This is a genomic window from Streptomyces flavofungini (assembly GCF_030388665.1).
In the GTDB taxonomy this organism is placed as follows: Bacteria; Actinomycetota; Actinomycetes; order Streptomycetales; family Streptomycetaceae; genus Streptomyces; species Streptomyces flavofungini_A.
This window is the reverse complement of the sequence record NZ_CP128846.1, coordinates 3,705,864-3,723,341: the sequence shown is the minus strand read 5'-3', so window position 1 is coordinate 3,723,341 and position 17,478 is coordinate 3,705,864. Positions and strand designations below refer to the sequence as shown.

12 protein-coding genes and 1 pseudogene are annotated in these 17,478 nt (G+C 72.9%); 10 read left to right on the top strand and 3 right to left on the bottom strand.

Features of this window, described 5'->3' with window-relative positions:
- The first annotated feature begins 179 nt into the window (after positions 1-179).
- The 5 genes from QUY26_RS15090 to QUY26_RS15070 all read left to right on the top strand — a co-directional run bounded on the left by QUY26_RS15090 (position 180) and on the right by QUY26_RS15070 (position 8,058).
- Positions 180-2,039, top strand: a complete 1,860-nt coding sequence (locus QUY26_RS15090; RefSeq protein ID WP_289946846.1) for a serine/threonine-protein kinase — start codon at positions 180-182, stop codon at positions 2,037-2,039.
- Positions 2,040-2,281: 242 nt separating this feature from the next.
- The gene (locus QUY26_RS15085; RefSeq protein WP_289946844.1) at positions 2,282-4,021 is read left to right on the top strand and encodes a serine/threonine-protein kinase; all 1,740 of its coding nucleotides are present in this window, start codon (positions 2,282-2,284) and stop codon (positions 4,019-4,021) included.
- Between the two features lie 103 nt (positions 4,022-4,124).
- Positions 4,125-4,295: a hypothetical protein gene (locus QUY26_RS15080; RefSeq protein WP_289946842.1), complete on the top strand. Its 171-nt coding sequence runs from the start codon at positions 4,125-4,127 to the stop codon at positions 4,293-4,295.
- Positions 4,296-4,465: 170 nt separating this feature from the next.
- Positions 4,466-6,082 carry a succinic semialdehyde dehydrogenase gene (locus tag QUY26_RS15075; RefSeq protein ID WP_289946840.1) on the top strand — a complete coding sequence of 539 codons (1,617 nt, stop codon included), beginning with the start codon at positions 4,466-4,468 and terminating at the stop codon, positions 6,080-6,082.
- Between the two features lie 116 nt (positions 6,083-6,198).
- Positions 6,199-8,058 carry a GMC family oxidoreductase N-terminal domain-containing protein gene (locus QUY26_RS15070; protein ID WP_289946838.1) on the top strand — a complete coding sequence of 620 codons (1,860 nt, stop codon included), beginning with the start codon at positions 6,199-6,201 and terminating at the stop codon, positions 8,056-8,058.
- Between the two features lie 200 nt (positions 8,059-8,258).
- Here the strand turns inward: QUY26_RS15070 and QUY26_RS15065 are convergent, their stop codons facing one another.
- Complete coding sequence (locus QUY26_RS15065) at positions 8,259-9,404, bottom strand: LPXTG cell wall anchor domain-containing protein (protein ID WP_289946836.1); 1,146 nt, start codon at positions 9,402-9,404, stop codon at positions 8,259-8,261.
- Positions 9,405-9,709: 305 nt separating this feature from the next.
- On the opposite strand from QUY26_RS15065, the gene QUY26_RS15060 reads away from it, so the two are divergent.
- Together QUY26_RS15060 and QUY26_RS15055 are read left to right on the top strand one after the other, a co-directional pair.
- Positions 9,710-10,105 (top strand): hypothetical protein, encoded by a 396-nt coding sequence (locus QUY26_RS15060; RefSeq protein WP_289946834.1) that lies wholly within the window; start codon positions 9,710-9,712, stop codon positions 10,103-10,105.
- A gap of 246 nt (positions 10,106-10,351) precedes the next feature.
- Positions 10,352-11,209, top strand: coding sequence for a hypothetical protein (locus tag QUY26_RS15055; RefSeq protein WP_289946831.1), 858 nt, complete (start codon positions 10,352-10,354; stop codon positions 11,207-11,209).
- 1,035 nt (positions 11,210-12,244) lie between these two features.
- Here the strand turns inward: QUY26_RS15055 and QUY26_RS15050 are convergent.
- Positions 12,245-12,574 carry a chorismate mutase gene (locus QUY26_RS15050; RefSeq protein ID WP_289946828.1) on the bottom strand — a complete coding sequence of 110 codons (330 nt, stop codon included), beginning with the start codon at positions 12,572-12,574 and terminating at the stop codon, positions 12,245-12,247.
- A 497-nt stretch (positions 12,575-13,071) separates the two neighbouring features.
- Between QUY26_RS15050 and guaA the strand changes: the two genes are divergently transcribed.
- The gene (gene guaA / locus QUY26_RS15045) at positions 13,072-14,652 is read left to right on the top strand and encodes a glutamine-hydrolyzing GMP synthase (protein WP_289946826.1); all 1,581 of its coding nucleotides are present in this window, start codon (positions 13,072-13,074) and stop codon (positions 14,650-14,652) included.
- A gap of 77 nt (positions 14,653-14,729) precedes the next feature.
- Here the strand turns inward: guaA and QUY26_RS15040 are convergent.
- Positions 14,730-15,111, bottom strand: a pseudogene (locus QUY26_RS15040) (pyridoxamine 5'-phosphate oxidase family protein); the annotation flags it as partial.
- Positions 15,112-15,193: 82 nt separating this feature from the next.
- Between QUY26_RS15040 and QUY26_RS15035 the strand changes: the two are divergent.
- Together QUY26_RS15035 and QUY26_RS15030 are read left to right on the top strand one after the other, a co-directional pair.
- Complete coding sequence (locus QUY26_RS15035) at positions 15,194-15,979, top strand: class II aldolase/adducin family protein (RefSeq protein WP_289946824.1); 786 nt, start codon at positions 15,194-15,196, stop codon at positions 15,977-15,979.
- Positions 15,980-16,199: 220 nt separating this feature from the next.
- Complete coding sequence (locus QUY26_RS15030) at positions 16,200-17,465, top strand: hypothetical protein (RefSeq protein WP_289946822.1); 1,266 nt, start codon at positions 16,200-16,202, stop codon at positions 17,463-17,465.
- Positions 17,466-17,478 lie beyond the last annotated feature (13 nt).

Here is a 17,478-nt window from a genome sequence, read left to right as displayed (position 1 = left end):
GCGGACCGGGCGAGGATCCGGACCGGGCGACGACGCGGACCGGGCGAGGATCCTGACCGCGTGCCTGCCCCGGGCCGTACGCCGACGGCCGTGGTCCGAACTCCCAGGGATGCGGCCTGAACTGGCCCTTGTCCGGGCTGAGAGGGTCCGTGACCACACCTGTGGGGCATGATGGCCGCATGGGGAGCCTGGGTGACAGCACCCGTGTGATCGCCGGCCGTTACCGCCTCGAGGTGCGGGTGGGCCAGGGCGGCATGGGCGTCGTGTGGCGCGCGACCGACCAGCTCCTCGGCCGTCGCGTCGCCGTCAAGGAGATCCCGCTCGACGAGACGCTCTCCGCCGAAGAGGCCGCGCGGCAGCGCGAGCGCACCCTGCGCGAGGCGCGCGCCGTGGCGCAGTTGCGGCATCCGCACATCATCGTCGTGCACGACGTCGTCGTCCACGACGAACGCCCTTACCTGGTCATGGAGTTGATCGAGGGTCCCACGCTGGCCCTGCGCATCAGCCGGTCCGGACCGGTCGGCCCGCAGGCGGCCGCCCGCATCGGCCTCGACCTGCTCGGCGCGCTCGGCGTCGCGCACGCCGCGGGTGTCCTGCACCGCGACCTGAAGCCCGCCAACGTGCTCCTGGAGGAGGCCACCGGCAGGGTCGTGCTCACGGACTTCGGCATCGCGCAGGTCAGCGGGGCGACGACGCTCACGGAGAGCGGGTCGTTCGTGGGCTCGCCGGAGTACACCGCGCCGGAGCGCATGTCCGGCGAGCGCACCGGGCCCGCTTCCGACCTGTGGTCGCTCGGCGCGCTGCTCGTGGCCGTGGTCAGCGGCGAGTCGCCGTTCCGGCGGGACTCGATCGGCGGGGTGCTGCACGCCGTCGTTTTCGACGAGATTCGCCCGCCGCCCGCCGCGGAGCCGATCGCGCCCCTCGTCCTCGGCCTCCTCGAACGCGACCCGGAGCGCCGCCTGGACGCGGCCGGAGCGGAGCGGCTGCTGCGCGCGTACGTCGACACCGGCGTCATGCCGGGGCTGCCGGGTGCGGGGACCGGGGCCGGGGCCGGGCGTCCCGCGCTCGCTTCGGCGCGGGGGCGGTTATCGGGGCGTGCGCGTGGTCGTGCGACGGGGCGCGCGCCCGGTCGGGCGTCGGGGCACGGGGAGGGCCGGGCGGGCCGGTCGGGCCGGTCATGGGGCGCGGGGCGCTCAGGACGTTCGGGCGGCTCGGGGCGCTCGGGGCCCGCGCGGCGTCGCCCCCTCCTCTCCCTGCTCCCCGGCCGCCACCCGCCGGGGACCCCGCGCGCACAGCCGCCCGCGCGCCCCGTACACCAGGACGAACCCACCGCGCCCCTGTCCGATCCCGCGCGCCGGCGCCAGAACCGCATCATGCTGATCGCCGCCGCCCTGGTCGCGGCCGTGGCGGGCGGCGCCGTCTCGGCAGCGACGCTGCTGCTCGGGCAGGACGGCGACGGGGACGGCGGCCGGACGTCGCCGCCCAGTTCTGCGTCGCCCGACACCCCGACGGACTCCGGCGGCCCCCGCCCCACGGCGACCTCGACCGTCACCAAGACCCCGGACACCGTGTCCCCCGCCGTCCCCTCCACGCCCGCCGCCCCCGTGGGCTACCGCCTCGCCAAGGACCCGCGCGGCTTCGCCCTCGCCGTCCCGAAGGGCTACACCCGTCGCACCGAAGGGCCGCGCACCCTCTACCTCTCGCCGGGCGGCGCCGTCCGCATCGGCATCGTGGCGGCCGACCCCGTCGCGGGCGGCCCGCTCGCTGCGCAGCGCCGCGCCGACGCCGAAGGCCCCCGTGACCACCCCGGCTACCGCGACGCCGACGTCACCGCGACCACCCGCAACGGCCGCCCCGCCGCGCTGTGGCAGTACACCCGGGACGGCTCCGGCGGCGAGGCGGGGGCCCGGCGCGTGTACGACCTGTGCTGGCAGGAGGACGGCAGGAGGTACGACGTGTGGGTGTCGGCACCGGCGGGCCAGGCACGGGAGGGGCGACGGCACTTCGACACGGCGGTGGACACGTTCGTGCGGCGGTGACGGTCGCGGGGTTCGGCGAGGGCGTGCGGCGGTGCTGGTCGCGGGGTTCGGCGAGGGCGTGCGGCGGTGCTGGTCCCGGGGTCCGGCGAGGGCGTGCGGGAGGCGGAAGTACAGCTCAGGCGCGCCGATCCGCGCGCCTTCCCGCCCGTACGCCGCCGAAGTTCCCGGTTCCTGCATCACCCCGGTCACAACTGGGGACCCTGGCTGGAATCCGAGGTGCCCCGCACGGTACTCATGGGGGCATGAGTAACGACGGGGGAGCCTTGAACGGCCCGAACGAGACCACCAGCTACGGCCTGCAGCCACCGCAGCCTCCGCAGCAAGGTGGCGGAGAGCCGTACCCCAATCCGTACGCCCAGCCGACCCAGGTCGTACCGGACCAGCCGCGCCCCGAGGCGCCCGCGCAGCCCGGCCCTGACACCCGGGCCGCCGAGGCGACGCGGGCCGAGCCCGGTTCCGGTCGGCTGATCGGCGGGCGCTACCGGCTGCTGTCCAAGCTCGGCCACGGCGGCATGGGCACGGTGTGGCGGGCCAAGGACGAGACGGTGGACCGCGAGGTCGCCGTCAAGGAGCCGCGCGTACCGGACCATCTGCCGGAGCGCGAACGCGCCAACGCCTTCGAGCGGATGCGCCGCGAGGCCCGTGCGGCGGCCCGCCTCGACCACCCGGCCGTGGTCAACGTGCACGACGTCGTCGTCGAGGACGGCCAGCCGTGGATCGTGATGGAGTTCGTGCAGGGCCGCTCGCTCGGCGCGGCGCTGCGCGACGAGGGCACGCTCGGGGCCCGCGACGCGGCCCGGGTCGGCCTCGAAGTGCTCGGTGCCCTGGAGGCGGCGCACGCGGCGGGCGTCCTGCACCGCGACGTGAAGCCGGACAACGTGATGATCGGCAGGCACGACCGCGTCGTCCTCACCGACTTCGGCATCGCCCAGATCGAGGGCGAGACGAACCTGACGGACACCGGCGGCTTCGTCGGCTCGCCGGAGTTCATCGCTCCGGAGCGGGTGCTCGGGCAGCGGCCGGGACCGGCGTCCGACCTGTGGTCGCTGGGTGTCGTGCTGTACGCGGCGACCGAGGGCGTCTCGCCGTTCCGCCGCAACAACACGCCCGCCACGCTCCAGTCCGTCCTCAACGCCACGCCCGCGGCGCCCGCGTCCGCGCAGGGCCCGCTCGCCGAGGCCATCAGCGGCCTGCTGCACAAGGAGCCCGCCCACCGCCCGAGCGCCGCCCGGGTCAGGGCCCTCCTCGAAGAGGCCGTCAAGCCGCCGCAGCCCCCGCAGCTGCCCGCGACGCGGTTCGTGACGGCGGGTCACCAGGACGGCGGGACCCCGGCGCCGGACCGCGGCAAGGGCGTGTTCCTCGGCCGCAAGGCGCTCGTGGCCGTGGGCGGTGTCGTCGTCCTCGCGGTGGCCGCGGCGGTGGTCCTCGCCGTGAAGCCGTTCGGGGGCGACTCGGATTCGGGGAAGTGGACGCAGCACGAGGCGAAGTCGCTGGGCGCGACGCTGTCCGTGCCCGAGGGCTACCGCAGGACCAGCGACGGGGGCGAGACGCCCAAGGAGCACTGGGTCACGTACACGGACCAGAGCGGCAGCCTCTTCGTGTCGCTGCAGCTCAGCAAGAAGTCCGAGGACGACCTCAAGTACATCGCGGGCACCTCGATGGCCGAGGCGTACGAGGACATGAAGGACCTGGAGAGCGGCAGTACGGTGCTCGGCTCGCTGAGCCCGGACACGGTGGGTCCCGGCAAGAAGACGACGCAGGGCGACTACAAGGGCAAGCAGTCGGCCGAGAACCTGATTCCGTACACCAACAAGCAATCCGACGTCGTCTACCCGCGCGAGGCCAAGGTCTTCTACTACCGGACCTCGGCGGGCGACATGTACAAGCTGTGGATCGACTACCCGGCCAAGAGCGACTTCACCGAGCGGGGGCGCGAGGTCGCGAAGAAGGCGATCGAGGGCCTGGAGATCGCGAAGCCCTGAGACGAGCGCTGGGACGAGCCCTGAGACGAGCGCTGACGTCTGAGTGGAGTCCTGACGGGGGACGCGTGCTCGGGGCCGTGACACCACGTACGACGACGATTCCGTGACCACCCCGATCCGCTGCCTGCAGCTCATGATCATCACGGCGGGCCAGGAGTTCTGCGAGCTGCGCGTGGACATGCCGAAGGGCACGGCGGAGGAGAAGGAGGGCACCGGACTCTTCAAGGGCGTGCGGGCGCGGCTGAAGGTCGGCAAGGACACGGTGACGGGCTGACGTCCGCTGCGGAGCGGCCGGTTGAGGCCCGAGGAACGCCCTGATCAGCACCTTTGTCGCCAGCAAGCACTGGCAGCGAACGAAGCGGCCCGCGGCTGCGTGTGCGTGCGTGGTGAAAGCTCGTTACCCATGGGTACCCAAAGCGTCCGCTCAGGCATACGCTCACCGTCATGACGGACTCGCAGGCCCCTGCCAAGCCCCTCGGTACGAACCCGGTCGCCCCGGCCCCCAGCGGCGCACGCACCGCCGCCGACGTGGTCACGCCGGAGCTGGTCGCCCAGCTCACCCGGGAGGTGATCGGCTCGGGCCGTACGGTCAACCACTCGCCGTTCACCGGCGAGAAGCTGGCCGACCTGCCGGAGTCCACCCCCGAGGACGTGGCGACCGCCTTCGAGCGGGCGCGCGTGGCGCAGGTCCCGTGGGCGCGCACGCCGGTGCGCCAGCGCGCCGCCGTCCTGCTGCGCTTCCACGACCTGGTGCTCCAGCGCCAGGCCGAGGTCCTCGACCTGATCCAGCTGGAGACCGGCAAGGCGCGGCTGCACGCGCACGAGGAGATCCAGGCCGTCGTCGTCGCGGCCCGGCACTACGGCCGCCGCGCCGGGGCGTATCTGAACCCCAAGCGCCACACCGGCGTCGTACCGGCCCTCACCAAGGTCACCGAGCTGCGCCAGCCGCGCGGCGTCGTCGGCCAGATCGCCCCCTGGAACTACCCCCTGGAGCTGTCCATCGGCGACGCCCTGCCCGCCCTGGTCGCGGGCAACGCGCTGGTGATGAAGCCCGACACGGAGACCGCCCTGACGGCGCTCTGGGCCCGGGACCTGATCATCGAGGCGGGCCTCCCCGCCGAGGTGTTCCAGGTCGTGCTCGGCGACGGCCCCGTCATCGGCCCCGAGATCGTCAAGCACGCCGACTACGTCTCCTTCACCGGCTCGACCCGCACCGGCCGCGAGGTCGCCACCGGCGCCGCCGCCCGCCTCGTCGGCGTCTCCCTCGAACTCGGCGGCAAGAACGCCATGCTGGTCCTGCACGACGCCGACGTGGAGAAGGCCGCCGCGGGCGCCGTCCGCGCCTGCTTCTCCTCGGCCGGCCAACTGTGCATCTCCATCGAGCGGTTGTACGTCCACGAGGCCGTCGCCGACGCCTTCGTCGAGCGGTTCGCGGCGAAGACCAAGGCGATGCGGCTCGGCCGGTCGCTCGCGTACGGCGCCGAGATGGGCTCCCTCGTCGGCGAGCGCCAGCTGGAGGCCACCCGGCGGCACGTGGACGAGGCCGTCGCCAAGGGCGCCACGCTCGTCGCGGGCGGCGTGGCCCGGCCCGACATCGGCCCCTACTTCTACGAGCCGACCATCCTGGACGGCGTCGAGTCGCCCATGGCGGTGTGCGCGGAGGAGACCTTCGGACCGGTCGTCTCGCTCTACCGCTTCACCGACGAGAACGAGGCCGTCGAACTCGCCAACTCCACCTCCTACGGTCTGAACTCCTCGGTCTGGACGAAGGACGGCAGGCGCGGCCGCGCCCTCGCCGCCCGCCTGCGCACCGGCACCGTCAACGTCAACGAGGGCTTCGCGCCCGCCTACGGCAGCGTGCAGTCCCCGATGGGCGGCATGAAGGACTCGGGCCTCGGCCGCCGCCACGGCTCCGAGGGCATCCTCAAGTACACCGAGGCGCAGACCGTGGCCCACCAGCGGCTCATCCCGCTGGCACCGTCCTTCGGCATGAGCGACGAGAAGCACGCGGCGTTCATGACGACGAGCCTGAAGCTCATGAAGGCCTTGCGCTTGCGTTGAGCGGCCGTGCTGTCCCGTGCCCCGCGGGGCGAGGGGCTGTGTCCCCACGCGGCTCCGCCGCGTGGGCGCGCCCACCCACAGGCGGCTCGCAGACCGACTTGCACCGAGGAGACCCCATGCCACAGGAGAACTCCGTCCGGAGCGCGGACGACGACGGCTACGACTACGACTACGACGTCGATGTCGACGGCTACGACTACGACGTCATCGTCATAGGCTCCGGCTTCGGCGGTTCCGTGTCCGCCCTGCGGCTCACGGAGAAGGGCTACCGCGTCGGCGTCCTGGAGGCGGGCCGCCGCTTCACGCGCGCGCAACTGCCCAAGAACTCCTGGGACATAAAGAACTACCTCTGGGCCCCGGCGCTCGGCCTCTACGGCATCCAGCGCATCCATCTGCTCGGCAACGTGATGGTCCTGGCGGGCGCGGGCGTGGGCGGCGGATCGCTGAACTACGCGAACACACTCTACGTACCGCCCGCGGCGTTCTTCGACGATCCGCAGTGGAAGGACATCACGGACTGGCAGGACGAGCTGCGTCCGTACTACGAGCAGGCCAAGCGGATGCTCGGCGTGCGGCTCAACCCCACGACCACCCCCTCCGACGTCCACCTCAAGGCCGCCGCGCAGGCCATGGGGGTGGGCGACAGCTTCCACATGGCGCCGGTCGGCGTCTTCTTCGGTGACGGACGGGACGCCACCGGTGAGTCAACGGCCGAGCCCGGCAGGGAAGTTCCCGACCCCTACTTCGGCGGCGCCGGACCGGCACGGCGCGCCTGCACCGAGTGCGGCGAGTGCATGACGGGCTGCCGCCACGGCGCGAAGAACACCCTCAACGAGAACTACCTCTACCTCGCCGAGAAGGCCGGAGCGGTCATCCACCCGATGACGTCCGTGGTGGCGCTCACCGAGGACTCGCGCGGCGGCTACGCGGTGGGCACGCTGCCCACCGACAACAAACGCAAGGGCAGGGGCCGCACCTTCCGCGCCCGCCGCGTCGTCCTCGCCGCAGGCACCTACGGCACCCAGACGCTCCTGCACCGCATGAAGGACAGCCATCTGCTGCCCCGCGTGTCCCGCCGCCTCGGCGATCTGACCCGCACCAACTCCGAGGCCCTGGTGGGCGCCCAGACGACGGACCGCCGCTACCGCAGGCGCCACGCCGGCCTCGCGGGCGCGGACGGCAAGGTCGACTTCACCAAGGGCGTGGCCATCACCTCGTCCATCCACCCGAACGCCACGACCCACATCGAGCCCGTCCGCTACGGCAGGAAGTCCAACGCGATGGGCGGCCTGACGCTGCTCCAGGTCCCGTACACCGTGAAGGGCGGCAAGGCGCGCGTCGCCGGCTGGCTCGCCAACACCGTGCGCCACCCGCTCCTGACCGTGCGCTCCCTGTCCAACCACCGCTGGTCGGAGCGCACCATCATCGGCCTGGTGATGCAGACCCTCGACAACTCGCTGACCACGTACCGCAAGGAGAAGGGCATCGGCAAGGGCCTGTTGACCGCGCGGCAGGGCCACGGCGCGCCCAACCCGGACCAGATCCCCGAGGCCACCCACGCCGCGTCCCTCATCGCCGAGGAGATCAACGGCTTCCCCGGCTCCAACGTCGGCGAGCTCATGGGCACCCCGCTGACCGCGCACTTCCTCGGCGGCTGCCCGATCGGCGACGGCCCCGACACCGGTGTCATCGACCCCTACCACCGGCTGTACGGCCACCCCGGCATCTCCGTGGTCGACGGTGCCGCCGTCTCCGCGAACCTCGGCGTGAACCCCTCGCTCACGATCACCGCGCAGGCCGAGCGCGCCATGTCGTTCTGGCCCAACAAGGGCGAGGCGGACCCGCGTCCGGCCCAGGGCGCCGCCTACACGCGGCTCGCGCCGGTCGAGCCGAAGTCCCCGGCGGTTCCGGCCCATGCCTTCGGCGCGCTCCGGCTGCCGTTCCTCGGGGTGCCCGCGGTGCCGAAGAAGAAGTAAGCGGCGTACCTGCGGGAAGAGGCGTACCTGCGGGAAGAGGCGTATCCGCGCGAAGAGGCGTATTCGCGCGAAGAGGGGCACCTGTGCGGAGACGGCTACCCGCGCGCAACGGCGTACGTACGCGAAGACCGCGGCCAGACGCGCGAAAGGACCTGCACCCCCCTCCGAGTGCAGGTCCTTCGCGTCTCGCGGTACGTCGCCTAGGCGGCGGCGTCCGAGTTCGAGCGGCGGCGTACGACGTACACCGCGCCGGCGCCCGCGACGACGGCGATGCCGCCGACGATGCCGATGGTCGGAAGGGCGGAGCTGGAGCCGGTCTGGGCGAGGCTGCCGGTGGGCGGGATGTCCGCGACCGTCTTCTTCACCTCGTCGGCGCGGCCGCCCTGCGGCTTCTTGGCGGCCGGCGGCTCGGTGACGTCCGGCCGCGGGATCGCCTCACCGGGGTGTTCGTTGTCGCTGCCGGGCTTCAGGACGGTGAAGTCGAAGAACGCGAACGCGTTGTGCTCGCAGTTCAGCTCGGAGTCCACATAGCCGCCGAGGCCGAACGCGTAGCCGTCGCCCGCCGGGGCCTTCTTGTTGATGTTCAGGCGCAGCCTGATCTCGACCTGCTCCTTGGCGGCGAGCGTCGTCGTGCCGAAGGTGACGCCGCTCTCGACCTCGTCGACGATCGACTTCCAGCCCTTGGCCTCGGGGTCGTAGAACTGGATGCGCGTGTAGCTGCTCAGCCAGTCCTTCTCGTCCTCGCTCTCCGAGAAGTTGTCCGCGGCGGCCAGCCACCTGACCTTGCCGAGGTCCTCGTCGCTGGGGTTGGCCGCGATCAGCTTGAACTCGTGCCAGCCGCTGCCCGCGACGATCTTGCCGGGCAGGCCCTTGAGCTTGAGTTCCAGCGCGTTCGCGGCGTCCTCGCCGCTCTCGTCGTCGACCGGGCACTCGGTGGGCTCGTCGGTCGGGGTGGTCTCGTCGCCGGGGCCGGTGGTGTCCTCGCCGGGCTCGGTGTCGTCACCTGGATCGGTGTCGCCGTCGCCGGGCTTCGCGTCGCTGTCGCCGGGCTCGGTGTCGTCGCCGGGCTTCGCGTCGCCCTCGCCGGGCTCGGTGCCGTCGCCGGGCTCGGCCGGGTCATCGGGCTTCGTCGGGTCCTCGGGCTCGGTGTCGCCGTCGCCGGGCTTCGTGCCGTCGCCGGGCTCGGCGGGGTCCTCCGGGCCGGGGGACTCGGCCGGGGGTGTCGCGTTGGCTGACGGCGTTGTGCTCACGTCCTCAGTTGCGAACGCGGCCGGTGCTGAGAGCAGCGCGAGCGGGGCGATGACGGCCGTCGCCGCCGCGGCGGCCAGAGCACGGCGAAGCTTCATGAAGACCTCAGAGAGTCCGGCGCACCGCGCCCGCGCGGTACGGAGGTGGAGGCCTCCGCGGCGGGGCGCGGAAGTGGCCGTGGTTACGCATGGATGACCTGCGCAGGCCGGGAATGGTTGTCCTGGGACTCACAGAATTCTTATGTGGCGTGAGTCACATGCGTGCGGGTCGATTTGGGCGCCGGCTTGTGCCGCCGCGGGGCCGTGTCGTAGAACTTCCCCCGTTTGCAAGCGAGATGGAGCTCGCTGACGTAGCACACTGATGAAGCACGCTCTGGAATGGATTCTTTGGGGGCACAGTGTCCGTGCAGTCGCCGCGCGAGCCTGACGACGAGTCGTCCATACCCGACGAGGTGTGGCGCCGGTTCGAGCAGGACAGTGAGCGGGAGATCCGGGCGTCCGCGCCGAAGGAGCCGTCCGCGCGGGCGCGCATGGTCGCCGAGCGGCTGCGCCGCCTGGACCAGGAGGCGGCGCGGAAGGAGGCCGAGGGCGTCGTCGGCCGCAAGCGGCGCAAGCGCAGGGAGGAGTCCGCGCAGCCGTGGCGCCCCGACGAGTGGCGGGCCGCGCCCACGGGGCGGGCCGGTGGCCGCTCGGAGCGGTCCGAGCGGTGGCGCCAGGTGCGGAGCGTGCTGATCGTCGGGGGCTGCATGGTCCTGGCGATCCTGGTCCTGAGCCCGTACCGGTTCTGGCCCTGGCAGTGACGCCGGTTCCGGCGCCGTCGGGCCGAGGGGGTGCCCTCGGGCCGAGGGGGTGCCCTCGGGGGCGGTCGGGCGACCGGGGTGTGACGTAAGTCGTGTACGCGTCACGCGGCTGGCCGGGCGTCCGAGGGAACCGCGCACGTCGATCTTCAGTCGTAGAAGAGGTGCGGGTGACTCCGCATGGACGTGCGAGGCGTGCGCGCGGCGTGCTGCGCCCGGGGTGCGCCAGGAACCATGGGGGAACGGAACGTGAAGTCAGCTGTGTCGCGTGTCGTCGCGGCCGTCTCGGTCGCGGCCGCTCTGGGTCTGACCGCCGCGTGCGGTGGCGGCGACGGGGACAAGGGCGACGGCCGTGACGGCGGCAAGTCGTCGACGTCGCAGGCGAAGCCGAAGGGGCCGGGCGGCGGGTCGGACGGGGCGGGTGCCGACGGCGGCTCCGCGGACCGCTCCCCGGAGGCGAAGAAGCTGAAGGCGAAGGTCCTCGCCGCGGACGACCTGAAGCGCCCGGCCCTGAAGCGGTACGAGGTGACGCCCCGGGAGCGGTCGAAGCTGGAGGCCGCGTCGGACGGCGCCGCGGCGACCCCGGCCGCCTGCCGCCCGCTCTCGGACATGACGGCCGCGGCCACCCCGCCGAAGGCCCAGGCGCACGCGGGCCGCACGGTGGCGCCGAAGCGCGTGCGCGACGACCTGGTGGCGACGGACGTCGAGCTGTTCGCGTACGACAGCCAGAACAGCGCGCGGAAGGCGCTGCGGGAGGTGCGGGCGGCGGCGAAGGCGAAGGAGTGCGGCGCGTTCCGTGCGGGCGGCGTGCGGTACAGCGGCGTCACGCCCGAGTCCGCGCCGGACAAGGGTGACGAGTCGGTCGCGTACAGGATCGGCAGCCGCGAGGAGCAGTTCGTGAAGCGGCACGCCGTCGTCGTGGTGCGGGACGGCTCGACGCTGGTCTCCTTCGTCGCGCGGAACTACTACGACCCGGAGGCCGTGGCGGGCGAGGAGGAGTCCCGGGAGGGTGGCGGAGGCTCGGACCTGCCCGGCCCGGACAAGGCGGACGAGGCGCCCGAGGTGCCGGCGGCGGTGGTGGACGCGCAGCTGGACAAGGTGGGGTAGGCGTCGGCGCCGGACGAGGCGCGGTGGGCCTCCTGGCGTTGGTTCGGTGGCAGGTCGCCGGTCAGTGGAAGGCCGCCGCCCGGTTCGGTGGAAGAGCGAAGGGCCCCGCGGGACGGATCCGCGGGGCCCTTGGCTGTCAGCACCGACGTCAGGGCAGCGTCGGTGCCTCGGGGCGGCGCCGGGGGAGTGCGCCGCTGGTCGAGAGAGCCGGTGGCCGACCCGGCGCACAGGGGGCGCACGGCTGGAGTAGACCAATGGCGATGGAGTTGTGGAGAGCGGGGTCCTGAGCCCCTCTCCCTCTACGCATCGTGGAGGATGGCCGGTTCTCCGCGCAACTGTTTCGACGACATCTTGGGGCGCAAGGCCGGAATGGATCGGAGCGGTGAGGCTGGCCGAAAAGCGTGCGGAGCGGACAGCGGCGAAACGGAGGGGACGGGACCGCCGGAACGGCCCGGCCGGGCGGAGCGGCAAACGGAACGAGAACGGAAGGGGAGCACAGGGGGAGCAGACCGAGAACGGGGCGGGAACGAGGCAAGAGTGAGGTGGGGACGGGCCGGGGGCGGGCCCGGAAACGGGGTGGAAATGAGACGGGAGCGGTGCGGGAGCGGTACCGGAAGGGGACGGAGGCCGACCGGCTCCGGGCGTCCCCGGAGCCGACCGTTCCCTGGGTGACCGGGCTGCTGTCCCCTGCCGTCCGGTCACTTCTCTGGAGCGAGGTCCCACGGCGTACGCGATGCGCGTACGCCTCATCGCTCCAGCGGAGCCACGCGTGGTTCTTGCGGCCCGCCCCTGGCTGGCACGGACATCGGGACCAACGAAGTCCGTCGGGAACCGGTCACGCGCCGTACGGGTGAGAAGGGATCCGAACTCAGGTCCGTGGCGCAGTGGTTCCGGTTTCCGCCGGGGGCGGGTGTGTCGCTGAGAGGGCTCCGAGAGGGCTCCGGGAGGGCTCCGGGAGGGCTCCGACACGGCTCCGAAGGAGCTCGGCCCCGCCGGCCAGGGCCCGCCCACGCCCTGGCCGGGCGGGGCCAGGGCTCAGACGCGGCCCCGGCACAGCTCGAGGAGCGTCATGGCGAGCTGGGTGCCGGGCTTGCCCAGGGCGTCCCTGTAGTGGCTGAGAACCTCCATCTCGCGGGAGAGGTTCACGCGCCGCCCGCCCGAGCTGATGCGGGCTTCCTGGATGACGGCGGAGACGGCCATCCGTTCCTGGACGAGCCCGATGATCCGGTCGTCGAGGGCGTCGATGCGCTCACGGGCACCGCCGATGAGCTCGGCGGCCTCGGGGGTGCGGGCGCCGGTCTGTTCGGCGGCGGTGGTCGGCGTCGTGGCGGGAGTGGCGGAAGTGGCGGGAATGGCGGCGTTCATGGTGGTGGGGCTCCTTGGTCGGGTGGCGGAGCCCCGGGACGGCAGTGCCCGGGAACAACAGAACGCCCCGGGCCTTGTCGGCCCGGGGCGCCTGGGAAGTCGCTTGGCGTTACGTCAAGCAGCTCGACCATGGCAGCCGGCGAGCCGGATGCCATAGGTAAAGACGAAGGTCGAGTGCGTGAACATGGGCCCCAGTGTACGCACCCCGTGCGCGCGCCCGGCACCCCCCAACTCTGCCCATGCCGGCCGTCCCGGCCCGTCCGGCGCCCGAGGACGAGCGCGCAGCGCGACAGGGGGCCCGGAGCGCGCGGCCCCTGGAACGGGACGGGAAGGGGCGGGGGGCAGAGGGGCGGAGGAGACAGCGGGGACAGCGGGGACAGAGGGGTCAGAGAGGGCGGAGGGGTCAGAGGGGGCGAACAACCACACCAGACGCCCACCCCCCGACCCCCGTTAGAATCGACGGACACACCCTCTTGCTCACCGCCGGAAGGCAAACCGTGCCAGTAGCGCCCCCCGCCGCCCCCGACACCGTCCTGGTCGTCGACTTCGGAGCGCAGTACGCCCAGCTCATCGCCCGCCGCGTCCGCGAGGCCCGGGTCTACAGCGAGATCGTGCCGAGCACCATGCCGGTTGCCGAGATGCTCGCCAAGAACCCCGCGGCGATCATCCTCTCCGGCGGTCCCTCCTCGGTGTACGCCGAGCAGGCCCCGTCGGTGGACCGCGCCCTCTTCGAGGCCGGAGTCCCCGTCTTCGGCATGTGCTACGGCTTCCAGCTGATGGCGACGACCCTCGGCGGCACGGTCGACAACACGGGCGCCCGGGAGTACGGCCGCACCCCCCTGCACGTCTCCAAGTCCGGCTCCACCCTCTTCGAGGGCACCCCGGACGAGCAGTCCGTGTGGATGTCGCACGGCGACGCGTGCAGCGCCGCCCCCGAGGGCTTCGCCGTCACGGCGTCCACGGACGTCGTCCCGGTCGCGGCCTTCGAGAACGACGAGAAGAAGCTGTACGGCGTCCAGTACCACCCCGAGGTCATGCACTCCACGCACGGCCAGCAGGTCCTGGAGCACTTCCTGTACCGGGGCGCGGGCCTGACCCCGTCCTGGACCACCGGCAACGTCATCGACGAGCAGGTCACCGCGATCCGCGAGCAGGTCGGCTCCAAGCGCGCCATCTGCGGCCTGTCCGGCGGCGTCGACTCCGCGGTCGCCGCGGCCCTCGTCCAGAAGGCCATCGGCTCCCAGCTGACCTGTGTGTACGTCGACCACGGCCTGATGCGCCAGGGGGAGACGGAGCAGGTCGAGAAGGACTTCGTGGCGGCGACCGGCGTCCAGCTGAAGGTCGTCGACGCGCAGGAGCGGTTCCTCTCCGCGCTCGCCGGGGTGTCCGACCCCGAGGAGAAGCGGAAGATCATCGGCCGCGAGTTCATCCGCGTCTTCGAGCAGGCCCAGGCCGAGATCGTCGCGGAGGCCCCCGGGGACCAGCCCGTCGAGTTCCTCGTCCAGGGCACGCTCTACCCCGACGTGGTCGAGTCCGGTGGCGGCACCGGCACCGCCAACATCAAGTCCCACCACAACGTGGGCGGCCTCCCCGAGGACCTCGAGTTCCAGCTCATCGAGCCGCTGCGCAAGCTCTTCAAGGACGAGGTGCGCATGGTCGGCCAGGAGCTCGGCCTGCCCGACGAGATCGTCCAGCGCCAGCCCTTCCCGGGCCCCGGCCTCGGCATCCGCATCGTCGGCGAGGTCACCAAGGACCGCCTCGACCTGCTGCGCGAGGCCGACGCCATCGCCCGCGAGGAGCTGACCGCGGCCGGCCTCGACCGCGAGATCTGGCAGTGCCCGGTCGTGCTGCTCGCCGACGTCCGCTCCGTCGGCGTCCAGGGCGACGGCCGCACCTACGGCCACCCGATCGTGCTGCGCCCGGTCTCCTCCGAGGACGCCATGACGGCCGACTGGTCCCGCCTGCCGTACGACGTGCTCGCGAAGATCTCGACCCGCATCACCAACGAGGTCGCCGACGTCAACCGCGTCGTCCTCGACGTCACGAGCAAGCCGCCGGGCACCATCGAGTGGGAGTAGTCCCCACGGCCCTGTCGGCCCCTTCGGCCTGAACGCCGGTGCCGCCGCCCACGAGCCGGGCGGCGGCACCGGCGTTCTCACGTCCTCCTGGTCTTCTTCAGCGGCCGTCCCGGCTTCCAGACCTGCACCGCCAGGTACTTCTCCTCCTCGATGGACGTCCGGACGACCTCCGTCAGCTCCGTACGGAACAGGGGGAACTCCGTCGGGTCCGGCGGCTCCACCTCGTCCACGTACAGCGCGACCGTCTGCCCGTCCCGCACCTCGACCGCCCGCCCCGCGATCCGTACGTCGCCGCCCGCCATCCCCGTGCCCGCCCCCGGATCCGCCTGCGCCGCGAACCGCGGATCGCGGCGCGGATCCAGCGCCTTCAGCGAGTTCGGCATCATCCCGAGCCACAGCTCGCCGTTGCAGGAAGCGCACCTCGATGCCCGTCGTGCGCGGCACCCCGCGCCGGACTGTGCGCTCCCTTCCCAGGAGACCCCTGTTCTCCTGCGCTGACCGGCGGTAACTTCCGCTCCGTACGGCCAGGGACGGAGGACACATGCAGGCGCCCACACCCATACCCGTCGAGCGGTTGCAGTTCGCGATGCCGCCGGCGCACGAGACGCCCGAGGACGAGCGGCGCCACCGCAAGGAACGGCTCGCCGCCGCCCTCAGGATCTTCGGACGGCTCGGCTACGAGGACGGGGTGTCGGGTCACATCACCGCGTGCGACCCCGAGTACGACGACTGCTTCTGGGTGAATCCCTTCGGCATGCCCTTCCGGCACGTCACCGTCGGCGACCTCGTCCTCGCCAACGCCGAGGGCCAGGTCGTCGAGGGCCGCCACCACGTCAACCAGGCCGCCTTCACCGTGCACGCGCAGGTCCACCGCGCCCGCCCCGACGCCGTCGCCGTCGCGCACTGCCACTCCACGCACGGCCGCGCCCTGGCCGCACTCGGCGAACTCCTCGACCCCCTCACCCAGGAGTCCTGCGCCTTCTACGAGAGCCACGCCCTGTACGACGGCTACACCGGCGTCACCGTCGACGCCGCCGAAGGACGCCTCATCGCCGCCGCGCTCGGCGACCACAAGGCCCTCATCCTGCGCAACCACGGGCTGCTCACCGTCGGCGGCTCCGTCGACGCCGCCGCCTGGTGGTTCATCTCCATGGAACGCTCCTGCCAGATCCAGCTCACCGCCCGCGCCGCCGGCCGCCCGGTCCTCATCGGGCACAAGCAGGCCGTCGAGACCCGCGACCAGCTCGGCGGCGACCTCGTGGCCTGGATCAACTACCAGCCCCTGTGGCAGGACATCACCCGCGCCGAGCCCGACCTGCTCGCCTGAACCCGCCCCGCCGCCCGCACACGCGTGCCCGCCCGCCCGCGGCGTCAACCAGCGCGCCGCCGGACCACCCCCGCTGACCTGACCCGCGGAACACGCACAGGCGTCCGTGCGGCACAATTCCCAGACACCGCAAGGAAGTTCACGGACACGCGACCGAACGAAGATCCGGACGCGCATCCCGCGGTGACTTGGGTCAAGGGTGGGGAAGGCGGCGTACGCGGTGGCGGTGCAGGAAGCCAGGCAGGGGGCGCACGGGAGTGGCTGCGTGTGCGGCGACTCCCCGCACGGGGCGCGCGAGGGACACCGGCGCGCCGTGGCCGCGTTCCTCGCCAAGCGCGACGAGCTGGCGGCCGGGCACGGCGTGCCCGCGGCCGTCGTCCACTCCGCGGGCGCCTCCCGCCAGTGGGTGTCGGACGAGCTGACCCAGTCCGCGCGGAACGTCGCCGAGCGCGGCCGCGCCGAGGGCCAGGCCTGGCTCACCCGACTGTGGCCGCGCACGCTCGCCGTGGTCTGGGTCGGCGTGCTGGTCCTGCTGCTCGTGCAGGCCCTCACCGCCGTCGGCACGGGCTGGACCACGGCCCGCACGGCCGGGCTGCTCGCCGCGACCGTCGTCGCCGTGGCCCTGAGCGGCGCCGCGTATCTGCACCGCGCCCGCGGCGGCGTCATCGCCCCCGTCATCGGCGAGGACAACCGGCTCTCCACCTCGCGCGCGGTCGCCGCCTGCTGGGTGCTGTTCGTCGTCTTCGCCGTGCTCGTCCTCGCGGGCGAACTCGCCGCGGCCTCCGGCCACGACGCGCGCGAGGAGCTCGTGGACGGCCTCGAGCTCGCCCGCGCCGCGGGCCTGGTGACCGTCCTCGCCGTCGTCTGCGGTGTCGCCGTGCTCGTACGCCGTGTCGTCGGCCTGCGCGTCCTCGCCCAGCGGCTCCAGAAGGTCCGCGCCGACCGGCCGCGCGCCGCCGACCTGCTCACCGACGACGCCGGTCGCGGCCACTTCGCCGACGCCCAGTACGTCCTCGTCAGCGCCGTCGCCGTGGTCTTCGTCGCCGTCCGGCTCGCGCGCCGCCCCGAGCAACTGCCCGACCTGCCGTGGGGTCTCGCCCTGCTGGTCCTCGTGTCCGCCGCGACGTACCTGGCCGGCAAGTACGCAGAGGGCGGCAGGCCCGTCATCCTCTCCGTCGTCCGCTCCCGCGAGGCCGGCGACCTGGACGCCCCGATCCGCACCGGCGACGACATCGAGATCCGCGGCGCCGGCTTCGTCCCGCCCGGCGCGGGCAGCGCCGACCGACTGGCCAAGATGGCCGTCCGCATCGGATCCGTCCACGTCCACGTGCCCCTCGTGCCCGTCCCCGGCGGCTTCACCAACCCCACGGACGCCGTCCTGACCGTCCCCGTGCCCGTCGACGTCGAACCCGGCCGCGTCGACGTCCAAGTGATCACCGCCGCGGGCGTCGAGACCAACCGCTGCACCATCGACGTCACCGACTGACCGACCCGCACCA

Excerpts from the sequence above, each read along its gene's own strand:
- QUY26_RS15090 (WP_289946846.1), top strand. The coding sequence starts at position 180 with ATGGGGAGCCTGGGTGACAGCACCCGTGTGATCGCCGGCCGTTACCGC.
- QUY26_RS15085 (WP_289946844.1), top strand. The coding sequence starts at position 2,282 with ATGAGTAACGACGGGGGAGCCTTGAACGGCCCGAACGAGACCACCAGC.
- QUY26_RS15075 (WP_289946840.1), top strand. The coding sequence starts at position 4,466 with ATGACGGACTCGCAGGCCCCTGCCAAGCCCCTCGGTACGAACCCGGTC.
- QUY26_RS15070 (WP_289946838.1), top strand. The coding sequence starts at position 6,199 with ATGCCACAGGAGAACTCCGTCCGGAGCGCGGACGACGACGGCTACGAC.
- QUY26_RS15065 (WP_289946836.1), bottom strand. The coding sequence starts at position 9,404 with ATGAAGCTTCGCCGTGCTCTGGCCGCCGCGGCGGCGACGGCCGTCATC.
- QUY26_RS15050 (WP_289946828.1), bottom strand. The coding sequence starts at position 12,574 with ATGAACGCCGCCATTCCCGCCACTTCCGCCACTCCCGCCACGACGCCG.
- QUY26_RS15035 (WP_289946824.1), top strand. The coding sequence starts at position 15,194 with ATGCAGGCGCCCACACCCATACCCGTCGAGCGGTTGCAGTTCGCGATG.